At 67.8% G+C, this 11,483-nt stretch carries 9 protein-coding genes; 8 read left to right on the top strand and 1 reads right to left on the bottom strand.

Annotated elements, in window-relative coordinates:
* Positions 1 to 69 precede the first annotated feature (69 nt).
* The gene (tnpA, locus tag Pla123a_RS04620; protein ID WP_146584379.1) at positions 70 to 492 is read right to left on the bottom strand and encodes an IS200/IS605 family transposase; all 423 of its coding nucleotides are present in this window, start codon (positions 490 to 492) and stop codon (positions 70 to 72) included.
* Positions 493 to 758: 266 nt separating this feature from the next.
* Here tnpA and Pla123a_RS04615 point away from each other — a divergent pair, with 266 nt between their 5' ends.
* The 8 genes from Pla123a_RS04615 (at position 759) to Pla123a_RS04580 (ending at position 10,965) form a co-directional block, all read left to right on the top strand.
* Positions 759 to 1,703: an RDD family protein gene (locus tag Pla123a_RS04615; protein ID WP_146584378.1), complete on the top strand. Its 945-nt coding sequence runs from the start codon at positions 759 to 761 to the stop codon at positions 1,701 to 1,703.
* Positions 1,700 to 2,707 (top strand): stage II sporulation protein M, encoded by a 1,008-nt coding sequence (locus Pla123a_RS04610; protein WP_146584377.1) that lies wholly within the window; start codon positions 1,700 to 1,702, stop codon positions 2,705 to 2,707. The genes Pla123a_RS04615 and Pla123a_RS04610 overlap by 4 nt, the downstream gene beginning before the upstream one ends.
* A gap of 10 nt (positions 2,708 to 2,717) precedes the next feature.
* Positions 2,718 to 3,530 carry a hypothetical protein gene (locus tag Pla123a_RS04605; protein WP_146584376.1) on the top strand — a complete coding sequence of 271 codons (813 nt, stop codon included), beginning with the start codon at positions 2,718 to 2,720 and terminating at the stop codon, positions 3,528 to 3,530.
* The gene (locus Pla123a_RS04600; protein ID WP_146584375.1) at positions 3,527 to 4,333 is read left to right on the top strand and encodes a DUF4129 domain-containing protein; all 807 of its coding nucleotides are present in this window, start codon (positions 3,527 to 3,529) and stop codon (positions 4,331 to 4,333) included. The genes Pla123a_RS04605 and Pla123a_RS04600 overlap by 4 nt, the downstream gene beginning before the upstream one ends.
* A 266-nt stretch (positions 4,334 to 4,599) precedes the next feature.
* Entirely contained in the window at positions 4,600 to 5,712 is a 1,113-nt protein-coding gene (locus tag Pla123a_RS04595) for a hypothetical protein (protein ID WP_231956324.1), read from the top strand.
* Between the two features lie 175 nt (positions 5,713 to 5,887).
* Positions 5,888 to 6,952 carry an AAA family ATPase gene (locus tag Pla123a_RS04590; RefSeq protein WP_146584373.1) on the top strand — a complete coding sequence of 355 codons (1,065 nt, stop codon included), beginning with the start codon at positions 5,888 to 5,890 and terminating at the stop codon, positions 6,950 to 6,952.
* A gap of 89 nt (positions 6,953 to 7,041) precedes the next feature.
* The gene (locus Pla123a_RS04585) at positions 7,042 to 8,637 is read left to right on the top strand and encodes a DUF58 domain-containing protein (RefSeq protein WP_146584372.1); all 1,596 of its coding nucleotides are present in this window, start codon (positions 7,042 to 7,044) and stop codon (positions 8,635 to 8,637) included.
* 102 nt (positions 8,638 to 8,739) lie between these two features.
* Complete coding sequence (locus Pla123a_RS04580) at positions 8,740 to 10,965, top strand: penicillin acylase family protein (RefSeq protein WP_146584371.1); 2,226 nt, start codon at positions 8,740 to 8,742, stop codon at positions 10,963 to 10,965.
* The last annotated feature ends 518 nt before the right edge of the window (positions 10,966 to 11,483 follow it).

Genomic DNA, 11,483 nt, shown 5'->3' with positions numbered 1-11,483 from the left:
GGAGGCGATTGAGAAGGGGGCGGTCGCGCGATTCGGCAGAGTCAGCATGGAACACACGATCAGCCCCGTTCACGGGGCTTCGTTTCTTGTATTAGCCCCGGCGTTTACGCCGGGGTAAACCGCGCACATGAGCTGCGGAGCCCCGTTTACGGGGCTTCTCGCTTGCTTCCCGAAGCTGACTACCCCATAGCCAGCCTGCCACTGGAGCTGCTTGTCGCGATTCATGGACTGCTGATTGACATCGTGCGACGAACCGCCCTTCAGCTTTCCTATCCAGTCGCTGATGAGCAGCGTCGGCGGGATAGTCACGGCCACGTGGACGTGGTTCTCGATCCCGCCAACCTGGTGCAAGTAGACACCGTCGGTTGCCCTAATGCGGCTCTCAAGAGCCGCGTAGGCCGCCTTCTTCACGTCAGGATTCAATAGCGGCAGGCTCTGTTTCGTGTGCCAAACGAGGTGCAGGTTGATCTCGCTGTAGTAGTTGCGTGACATCGAGGCGGCCCTGAGAGAACGTGCCCGAAAAGCCCCGTGAACGGGGCTAGCATGTTGGTTGTCGCCAGTTTACCCCGGCGTAAACGCCGGGGCTAATTTCCGCAGGCCGGGGATCATCTAGCCGGCGCCAATCGGCGAGATCCTCCTGCAGAACCTGCCCCTCGCCAGCTATCGCTTGCGGAGCACCCCAATCTGGGTCGATAATCGGGGCTCGCCGACGAATAGCCGATTCCGCCGCCCGCCGACTCCCCCGCTACCGCTCGCCTGTGCCGCTGACCGCCAGCCAAATCGACTCGCACGTCCAGGTCGTGACGCCTGAGAATATTGCGTTCGAGTACCGCGTGGCGGGTCCGTTCGGGCGGGTCATGGCGTACCTGATCGACACCGTCATCTTCGCGCTGGCGATCCTGGCCATCTCGATCGTGTTCGGCCTAGTCTTCAGCGCGCTCGACCTGGGCGGCGTGGCCGAGCTGGTGATCGCGGTGCTGGCGTTCATCCTCTACTGGTTCTACGGCGGGCTGTTCGAGGCCCTCTGGAACGGCCAGACGCCCGGCAAGCGGATGACCGGGCTCCGCGTCGTGCGGACCGACGGGCGACCGATCAACGCCGTGCAGGCGGTGCTGAGGAACGTGCTGCGGATCGCCGACTCGCTGCCGATCGTGTTCATCCCCGACTTCTTCTTCGGCGAGGCGCCGCTCGTCTATCAAACCTACCTGCTGGCGTTGGTCTCGATGACGCTGACCCGCCGCAACCAGCGGGTCGGCGACCTGGTGTGCAGCACCATGGTGGTCGCCGAGGACCGCTCGCGGTTCGGCAAGGTGCCGGCGCCGGATGAGCCCGAGCTGGACAAGCTGCTCGAGGCCATCCCGGCCAATTTTGTGCCGAGCCGCTCGCTCGCCAAGGCGCTCTCGCACTACGTCGGCCGCCGCCGCTACTTCGGCCCGGCCCGCCGGCAGGAAATCGCCAAGCACGTCGGCGACCTGCTGGTCGCCCGACTGCGGCTGCCGCCCGACACCGACCACGACCTCCTGCTGTGCGCGCTGTACGTCAGGGCGTTCCACAAGGACGACGCCGGCGGAGACGACGATGCCTTGATCGCCCCTCGGGTCCCGATCCCGGCCGCGGCGCCGGTTCCCGTTCAGCCGGTCGGCCCCACCCCATCGTCCACCCCTTCCCCGCCGAAGCCGACCTCCGGGGCCCCGTTCGCATGAAAGCCGCCGAACTTGTCGACTCGCGGACACCGCTCTGGCGGCAGCTGGAGGCGTTCTGCATCCAGCTGGAGAACCGCGGCGAGCGCGCCAAGCTCGGCGCCCACCGCCGCACCGAGTTCGCCGCGCTGTACCGCTCGGCCTGCGCCGACCTGGCGCTGGCCGACGCGCACCAGTTGCCGTCGGAGACCGTACGCTACCTGCACCAGCTGGTTGGCCGGGCCCACAATCAGCTCTACCGCACGCAGGGCCTGGAGAGCCAGTCGTGGTGGACCGAGATGTTCGAGCGGGTCCCCCGCCGACTGTTCCACGACCGCGCGCTGCGGCTCTCGGCGCTGCTGTTCTGGGGAGGGTTCCTGCTGTCGGCCTTCCTGGCGTCGGGCTACACGCCGTACCCGCAGTTCGCCGAGCAGGTCATCACCAAGGACGGCATGCTCGCCGTTGAGGAGATGTACGCCGACCCACCGAGCCTCGGCCGCGGCTTCAACCAGAACGCCCAGATGGCGGGCTTCTACATCTTCCACAACGCCGGCATCGGCCTGCGGTGCTTCGTGATGGGCATCTTCCTCGGGGTCGGGGGCCTGTTCGCCATCACCTTCAACGCCGTTTACCTTGGCGCTATCTTTGGGCACATGTCGACCACCGCCCAGAGCGAGAACTTCTTCAACTTTGTCACCGCCCACGGGCCGTTCGAGCTGACCGCGATCGTGATGTCGGGCGCGGCCGGCATGCGGCTCGGCTTCGCGATCGTCAAGACGAACGGCCTCAGCCGGCGGGAGTCGGTGCTGGCGGCCGCGCGGCAGGCGTTGCCAACGATGATGGCCGCGGTGCTGCTGTTTATCGGCGCCGCGTTTATCGAGGGCTTCATCTCCCCGTCCGCGATCCCGTACCCGATCAAGGCGCTGGTCGCCATGATCTCTTCGCTGCTGCTGCTCGGCTACCTGGTCGTGCTCGGCTACTCGACCCAACCCGACGACGACGCCGACGAGCAACTGGCGCTCCGCTAGCTCGCACTAAATGAACTTCGACAGCACCCACATCGTGATCCGAGAACGCGGCTTTGCCGAGGTGATGGACCTCGCGCTGAAGGTGGTCCGCGCGCACCTCGGACCGCTAGTGCTGTGCGGGCTGGCCGGCGTCGCGCCGTGGGCGGCGGCCAACGGGCTGCTGCTGAACGGCATGGTCTCGGACCTCGACATCTGGGACGAGACCCCCGGCTTCCTGACGCTGATGACACTGGTGATCGCGGTCCAGACGCCGCTGGCGACCGCCCCAATCACGCTCTACATGGGCCAGGTGACGTTCCAGCAACAGACCGACCCGCGGCGGATTGTGTCGGACTACTGGCGGAGCCTGCCGCAGCTGCTGATGCACACCGTGTTCCGGGCGGCCATGGCCGTAACGATCATCGGGCTGGTGCTGCCGTACGGGTTCTGGCCGTTCACGCAGGAGCTGATCCTGCTGGAGCGCAACCCGATGTTCGCCGGCCGCGCGAAGCGGATGACCACCCGCCGCCGCAGCCGCAACCTGCACCGCAGCGCCAGCGGCGACCTGTTCGGCCACTGGCTCGCCGCGCTCAGCGCCGGCTCGCTGCTGGTGATGGCGTTGGTCGGGGGCGTTCACACGGCCGCCTCGCAACTGGGGGGGTATCAGGTCACACACACCCAGCTAATTACCGTGCTGACGCCGGCCTGCACCTGGGCGGTTGTCTGCTTCTTCACGGTGGTGCGGTTCCTGGCCTACCTCGACCTGCGGATCCGCCGCGAGGGGTGGGAGGTCGAGCTCACGATGCGGAGCGAGGCCGCCAAGCTCGCCAGGGGGATGGCATGACCGGTTCGCCCACACTCCGGCTGTGCGGTTGTGCTCGGCTGCGTTTCTGCGCGCTGCTGCTGGTCGCGCTCTCTGCAGGGGTCGCGGGCGCCGATGACCTCACCGAACCCGACGTCGCAATCGAGGCCGGCAAGGAAGCGCTCTCCGAGCAGTGGGACCTCCCCTGGTACGACGACCAGTCCGACGACTTTGCGCCGGTCAACCTTCCAAAGCCCAAGAAACGCAGCAAGCCGTGGCCCATCTGGGATTGGTTCGATGGGTTGTTCAGCGGGTTCGGCTGGAACTTCGGCGACGTGCTGATCTTCCTGCTGTGGATCGTGGTGGCCGGGCTGCTGCTGTGGCTGATCGTGGCGATGATCCGCGCCTACCAAGAAACCGAGCAGGTTGCCGCGGCGACCGCCGCCGAGGAGTTCGACGCCAAGGCGCACCTGCAGCGGGTCGAGGCCCTGCCGGTCACCCTCGCCGAGAAGGTCGACAACTACCTGCAGGCCGCCCGCGACGCGTACGACTCCGGCGACCTGAGCAAGGCGATCGTCTACCTGTTCAGCCACGAGCTGCTCGAGCTCGACCGCGCCGCACGGCTGCGGCTGGTCAAGGGCAAAACCAATCGGCAGTACCTCAGCGAGCTGCGGCGGGGCGTGGGGCCTTCGCCACGCTTGGCGGACATTCTCGCGCGGACGGTGCGGCTGTTCGAGGCCGCGTTCTTCGGCGCGCACCCGCCCACCCGCGAGGCGTTCGAGGATTGCTGGCAGGAAGCCACTGAGTTCGAGCGGCTGCTGGCCGTCGAGGAGGCAACCGCATGAGCAACGTAATCAGAAACGCGGATCCCACGAACAGAGTAGCTGGACAAAAGGGGACTGGCTCGACGCAGTGGACCGGCTCGGAACCAAGTTCGAGTTTCCAGCGTCGTGCCTGTCCCCTTTTTCCGGCGGGCCGCGCGAGGACGCCGCACAAGAGAGGGACAGGCACTCGAACGCAACCACGCGCAACGCACGAAGACCATCCACACTGCGTTCGAGAGCCAGTCCCTGTTTTCTGCTCACCCCGCACTTGGGCCTTCTTGATGCCAATGCTTCTGCTTGCTGCCGTGCTGCTGTCGGTCGGGTGCCGTGAGAAGGGCATCCGCACCGAGTACGGGACCCGTACCGGGTACGGCGCGAGAAGCGTCAATGGCACGACCGTGCTTGGCCAGATGTTCGAGGACGCCGGGCACCGCGTGCGGTCGTGGCGGCTGATGTCCCCCTCGTTGGCCAAGGCCGACGTCATTGTTTACTTCCCGAGCGAGAGCCAGCCGCTGTCGACCGACGCGGTCGCCTGGCTCGACGACTGGCTCCGCTACAGCTACGACGACGACACCTACGAGCTCCAGGAAAAGACGCTGATCGTGGTCGGCCGGGCCTACTCGGCCGAGGAGTTCTACTGGCGCGAGACCCAGCCCCGCGCGCCCGCCGGCCTGAAGACCGAGTACGCCGCCAAGCTACGCAAGGCCCAGCTCGACGGCCCGCTCGGCAGCGGCACAGGCGGCAAGGGCACGGTTGGCGATTGGTACGACCTCACCGCGCCCGGCACGACCAGCAAGGTGACCACGCTCACCGGCCCGTGGTCGATCGGCGTCGACGCGAGCAAGGCGGCGATCGAGCAGAGCGGGACGGTCTTCCCCAACAAGAGCCTCGACGTGCTGCTGGCCGACGGCGCCGGCCACCCGCTGGTGAGCGAGCTGATCTACTCCGAAGACGACGAGTGGTCGTCCGACGGGTCGAGCGTGCTGGTCATCGAAAACGGCTCGTTCCTGCTAAACGCGTCGGTGGTGAACCACGAGCACCGCAAGCTGGCGGGCCGCGTGGTGGACTACGCCGGCGCACCGGAGAAGGACGTCGTGTTCCTGGAGTCCGACGCCAGCCCCACCATCAGCGACACCGACCCGAACCAGAACCCGCCGACCGGCTTCGAGCTGTTCCGCATCTGGCCGATCGGCGCCGTGCTCGCCCAGGCGGCGGCGCTCGGCATCGTGTTCGCGCTGGCCCAGTTCCCGATTTTTGGCGTCCCTCGCCGGCTCGAGCGCCCGGCCCTGACCGACTTCAGCAAGCACGTCACCGCGCTGTCACGCCTGTTGTCGGCGACCCGCGACCGGGCGTTCGCGAGCGGCTTGGTAAGAAAGTACTTCACGGAGCGTAGGCAATGATCAACCGAGCCATTAGCTTCAGTCCTAACAGCACTCCCTCCCTTTTTGAGGGGGGGCCGGGGTGGGGGTGACCTGCTAGCGGGGCGCCCTCACCCTAACCCTCCCCCAAGGGGGGAGGGGACTTAGACACATTCGACTTCCCAACGACAAACCAGTAACGAACACCCGGTTCGCAATGTCCGACGATCCCAGCAACGAACCCGATATCATCCTTGACCCCTCGGTCAGCGAGGCGCTCAATCCGCAGCCGCCCGCTGCGGCGCCCGCGCCGTCGCCCGGCAGGGAGAAGTCCTCGATTGAGAAGCTCTACGAGGCCATCACCCGCGAGGTCGCGAAGGTGTACGTCGGCCAGGAGGAGCTGGTGCTGTCGACCCTGGTGGCGCTCTTCTCGGGCGGTCACGTGCTGATCGAGAGCGTGCCCGGCCTCGGCAAGACGTTGTTCGTCCGCACGCTCGGCAAGGTGCTGGGGTGCGACTTCGGCCGCATCCAGTTCACCGCCGACCTGATGCCGTCGGACGTGACCGGCGCGCCGATCTTCAACATGAAGACCCAGGAGTTCGACTTCCGCCCGGGCCCGGTCTTCACGCAGCTGCTCTTGGCCGACGAGATCAACCGCTCGCCCGCCAAGACCCACGCCGCGCTGCTGGAGATCATGCAGGAGCGCCGCGTCACGGTCGAGAACACCACGCACAAGCTGCCGCCGCCGTTCCTCGTCATGGCGACCCAGAACCCGGTTGAGAGCGAAGGCACCTACAACCTGCCCGAGGCTCAGCTCGACCGCTTCATGTTCAAGGTGATGGTCGACTACCCGACCGTCGACGAAGAGGCCCGCGTGCTCCGCGAGCACAGCCAGCAAATCGAGATCGACAAGCGGCTGGAGGAGGAGGTCCGCACGATCACGTCGCCCGACCAGCTGGTCAAGGCGACCCGGCTGTGCGGGCAGGTGCGGGTCGAGGAGAAGCTGATCAACTACATCAACCAGATCGTCCGCCAGACCCGCGAGTGGCCGACCATCCACCTCGGCGCGTCGCCGCGGGCGGGCATCGCTTTGGTGCAGGGCGCGCGGACGCTCGCCGCGTTCAGCGGCCGCGACTACGCCATCCCCGACGACGTCCAGGAGATCGTCCTCCCGGCGCTGCGGCACCGCGTGTTCCTCACCGCCGAGGCCGAGGTCGAGGGCCGCGAGGTCGACCAGGTGCTCTCGGAGCTGATCCGCACAGTCGAGGTTCCGCGGATGTAGTTGTTGCGTTGTCCCACCCCTGGCGGGGTGGGCTGAGACTGCTTGCGGCGGACGCTGCTGCTCTCCCCTTTCCCCTTTCCCCTTTTGCTATGTTCTTGCCCTACCTGCTATCCGCCGCGCTCTTGCTGACGCTCCTGGCGTGGCTCGGTCGGGAGGTGCTCGGCTGGAGCCGCCGCACGGTGCGCTGGGCGACCGCGCTGGTGTGGACGCCATTCTTCATCGAGTGGGGCCGCCAGTCGTTCATCGAGGGCCCGCCGATCGTCTTCCTGCTGGTGGTGCTCGGCGTCACGCTCGGGCTGCTGGCGTGGTGGGGATCGACCTACCCCAACCGCCCGCTGGTGCTGCTGCTGGTCGTGCCGGCGGTGCTGTCGGTCTCGGTGGTGTTCTTGCCGGGCGTGTGGGTCGGGCTGGCGGTGCTGAACGGGCTGATCGCCGCGGCCGCCGCGGTCGACCTGTTTTCGCTGGCGCGTCAGCAGTCGTTCGAGGCCGAGCGTCAGGTCGGCCTCACGGCGTCGCTGGCGAAGCCGCACCCGGTGTCGCTGACGATCAGCAACCGTGCCGGCCGCGGCCAGCCGGTCCGTATCCGCGACGGCGTCCCGCCGGAGCTGTCGGCCGATCCCGAGGAGTTCCTCATCAGCCTGACGCCCGCCAGCCGCAGCACGCTGCGGTACGACCTGCGGGCGTCGAGCCGCGGCGAGTTTCTGCTCAAGGAGGTGCACCTGAGCGTCAGCAGCCGCTGGGGCCTGTGGCAGCGGCTGCTGCGGCTGCCGTGCGAGTCGCGGCTGAACGTCTACCCCGACATGAAGCAGCTCGGCGAGTACGCCATCCTCGCCCGCACCAACCGGCTGAGCCTGATGGGGCTGCGGCGGACGCGGAAGATCGGCCAGGACAACGAGTTCGAGCGGCTCCGCGACTACACGGTCGACGACAACTACAAGCACATCGAGTGGCGCAGCACGGCCCGCCGCGGCAAGCTGACCGTCAAGGACTTCCAGGCCAACCAGAGCCAGCGGGTGGTGTTCATGGTCGACTGCGGCCGGATGATGACCGGCGAGGCGGCCGGCGTCAGCATGCTGGACCACGCGCTCAACTCGGCGCTGCTGCTCTCGTTTGTCGCGCTGCGGCAGAACGACCAGGTCGGCCTGATGTGCTTCTCGGACGAGGTGCACTCGCTGCTGCCGCCCAAGGGGGGACGCGAGCAGATGAACCGCATCCTGCACGCCAGCTACAACCAGTTCCCGCGGATGGTCGAGTCCCGCTACGACGAGGCGTTCCACCGCCTGACCGAGACCGTCCGCAAGCGGGCGCTCGTGATCCTGATCACCAACGTCATCGACGAGGTCAACGCCCACCAGATCAGCCGCCACCTCACGACGCTCTCCGGCAAGCACCTGCCGATGGGCGTGATGCTGCGCGACCACGCGTTATTCGACCCGATCAACGCCGTGGAGGACGACTACGAGGCCCACGCCGCCGCCGGCGACAACACGCCGGGCGGCGTGCTGTCGATCCCAGAGCACCGCCTGTACCCGGCCGCCGCCGCGGCCGATATCTTGCTGTGGCGGCGCCGCGTGCTGGCCAACCTCGAGACCCGCGGCGTCCTGCTGGTCGACACCTTCCCCGAGAACCTCACCGCCCCGCTGGTCAACCAGTACATGGAAATCAAAGCCCGGCATCTTCTCTAGCGCCGCCAGCAGCACGGGCGCCGGGAGCGCCCCCGGCGCCCAAACAGTCATCCCCCCAACACCGCAGTAGCCCAATCCCCCAGGACCGCGTACACTCCTCGCATGGAGGCGATCAACCCCAAGGCGGCGCGGTACGAGTTCCGGGCGGAGCGTGACGCCGCGGGCGTGCCGCACGTGCACGCCGACAGCTGGCGCCACGCCGTCTACGCCCTCGGTTACCTGCACGCCCTCGACCGGCCGACGCAGGTGCACTTCGCCCGCGCGGTCGCCAGCGGCGTCGCGTCGGAGCGGATCGCCAACAAGCCCGAGCTGCTGGAGATGGACCTGTTCCTCCGCCGCGCGGGGATCCACCTGCGGCTTGAGCAAGAGGCGTCGGTGCTGCAGCCGCAGGTCGTGCAGCAGATCGAGTGGTACTGCCAGGGCCTGAACGACGGCATGCTCGAGTCGGCCGACGCGTGGATCGGCCCCACGCTGCCGATGTGGGTTACCGGCTACCGGCCCGCGCCGTGGGACATCGAGTCGGTGATGCTGATCGGCAACCTGCTGTCGTTCGCCGGACTGGCCGTGGGCCAGCAGGAGGCCGAGCGGCAGCTGCTCGAGCTGATCCAGCTCGGCATGGACTCCGAGCACCTCCGCGAGCTGTTCAGTCCGTACCTCGACGGTATCGACCTCGAGCCGCTCCGCGACATCCACCTCTCCCGCCGCCTGAGCGACGAGGCGCTCGAGCTGCTCTCCGACCTGCCGCGGCTGGCCGGCAGCAACGCCTGGGCGGTGAGCCCCGCGCGGAGCGACTCGGGCGGCGCGCTCTTGGCTTCCGACCCGCACCTGGAGGTCAACCGCCTGCCGGCGATCTGGTACGAGGTCGCCCTCAACTGGGGCGGCCCCGACGACATCGAGAAGGAGTACGCCATCGGCGCGACGCTGCCCGGCTGCCCGCTGATGGCCGTCGGCCGGACACGCAACCTGTCGTGGGGCGTGACCTACATGCACGCCGACACCAGCGACTACTTCATCGAGGACTGCCGCCCCGGCGGCCAGACCGGCTGGCAGTACCGCCGCGGCGAGGACGACTGGCGCGACTTCCGCGTCCGCACCGAAACGCTCAAGCCCAAGGGCGCCGACCCGATCGAGCTGCCCGTCTACGAGAACGACGTCGGCGCCCTGGCGCTCACTCCGGAGCAGCCCGGCAAACACCTGTCGGCGAGCTGGATCGGCTCGCAGAGGGGCGGCGGCCGCGCGATCGGCACGTGGCTCGACGTCATCGCCGCCGGCAGCGTCCGCGAGGCGATGGACGCCGTCCGCGAGTCGCCCCACCCGTCGCTCGTGTGGGTGTTCGCCGACCGCGCGGGGCACATCGGCTCGCAGGCGAGCGGCTGGCTGCCCCGCCGCCGGCCCGGCATCGGCGGCTTCACCCCGCTGCCCGCCTGGGACGAGTCGAACCACTGGCTCGGCGTGGTGCCGGGCGAGCTCTTGCCCTGCGAGTACGACCCCCCGATCGGCTTTGTCGCCAGCGCCAACGAGGAGCTCTACCGCAAGGACGGCCCGCCGCTGCACGCGTTCGGCCTGGCCGACTACCGCAAACGCCGCATCGTGCAGCGGCTCACCGAGCTGCCCCAGGCCACCCTCGCCGAGATGCAGGCCCTGCAGTACGACGTCACCAGCCTGCAGGCGGCCGACCTCTTGCCGGTGCTGCTGGCCCACGTCGGCGACTGCCCGCTGAAGCGGCGGCTGGAAAAGTGGGACCGCCGCTACAACCTCGAGAGCACCGACGCCACGCTGTTTATGCACTTCTACCGCCACGTGCTGCTGGAGATTTTCGGCCACGACCAGGGCATCGGCTGGCGGCGGATGTTCTACCTCACCACCCGCATGGGCTTCTCGCGGATGGTGCTGACCGCCGCCGACCGGATGCTGCGGAAGGTCACCAGCAGCTGGTGGCGCGAGCGCGACAAAGGCGAGATGATCCGCCGCGCCGCCGAACGCGCCGCCGCCGAGCCGGAACAGACCTGGGGTCAGATCAACCGCTTCCACTTTGTGAACCGCTTCTTCGGCGCCAGCATGACCGGACGCCTGCTGGGCATCCGCAAGACCGAAACCCCCATGCCCGGCAACCACGCCACCCCGTTCCAGGGGCACCTGCTGCAGACCGCCACCCGCGAGGCGACCTTCGCCCCCAGCTACCACTTCGTGACCGACATGACCGAAGACGTCGCCCACTCGAACCTGCCGGGCGGCCCCAGCGAGAACGCCTTCAGCAAGTGGTACCAGACCGACGTCGCGCTGTGGACTAGCGGCCGCTACAAGGTGCTGTCGCCGGACGCGAAGTAGGTCGTTTGGTGGCTGGGGGTTAGTTATTGGTCATGCAGCGTCGCGGCTCCGCCGCGCCCACAAATCCCCCCTCCCCGGTAGGGGGAGGGGATTCTCACGCCAACAGACTTCCCCGCAGCCTTCCCCGCAGCGATCACACGCGTTCCCCCGTTCGTTTAGTCCGAAAAAACGATCCAAGGGGACAAAACCCCGCCGCGCACCAACTGACACAACCCCTAAACCAATACGAACAAATCACTTGCGACAACCCCCGTCGCACCCGCCGGAGGGTTTTGTCCTGTCGCGCGACGCACGGGACACGATCCCCATCGCGGCCGACACGCCGCTGTCAGCGGCAGCCGGCAGTTGACCAACCACACCGCGCAGCCGCACACGTCACCGCCGGCTCCCGCAGGCGGCTATCGGACTTCTACCGTCAACACGATTGGACCGCGCTGGGTGGCCATTTTCCACCAAGAATCGGTGAGATGTCGGAGTCTCGCCTGGCTGACCAGCGGTGTTCGTTTCGGACCGTGGGT

Origin of the sequence: Posidoniimonas polymericola, assembly GCF_007859935.1 — a bacterium.
GTDB lineage: Bacteria > Planctomycetota > Planctomycetia > Pirellulales > Lacipirellulaceae > Posidoniimonas > Posidoniimonas polymericola.
The sequence above is the reverse complement of the archived record's forward strand: the minus strand, read 5'-3'. Positions and strand labels throughout refer to the sequence as shown.

Bases quoted from the DNA above. Each gene is read 5' to 3' on its own strand.
- Pla123a_RS04595 (WP_231956324.1), top strand. From the start codon at position 4,600: ATGCTTCTGCTTGCTGCCGTGCTGCTGTCGGTCGGGTGCCGTGAGAAG.
- Pla123a_RS04605 (WP_146584376.1), top strand. From the start codon at position 2,718: ATGAACTTCGACAGCACCCACATCGTGATCCGAGAACGCGGCTTTGCC.
- tnpA (WP_146584379.1), bottom strand. From the start codon at position 492: ATGTCACGCAACTACTACAGCGAGATCAACCTGCACCTCGTTTGGCAC.
- Pla123a_RS04600 (WP_146584375.1), top strand. From the start codon at position 3,527: ATGACCGGTTCGCCCACACTCCGGCTGTGCGGTTGTGCTCGGCTGCGT.
- Pla123a_RS04585 (WP_146584372.1), top strand. From the start codon at position 7,042: ATGTTCTTGCCCTACCTGCTATCCGCCGCGCTCTTGCTGACGCTCCTG.
- Pla123a_RS04590 (WP_146584373.1), top strand. From the start codon at position 5,888: ATGTCCGACGATCCCAGCAACGAACCCGATATCATCCTTGACCCCTCG.
- Pla123a_RS04610 (WP_146584377.1), top strand. From the start codon at position 1,700: ATGAAAGCCGCCGAACTTGTCGACTCGCGGACACCGCTCTGGCGGCAG.
- Pla123a_RS04580 (WP_146584371.1), top strand. From the start codon at position 8,740: ATGGAGGCGATCAACCCCAAGGCGGCGCGGTACGAGTTCCGGGCGGAG.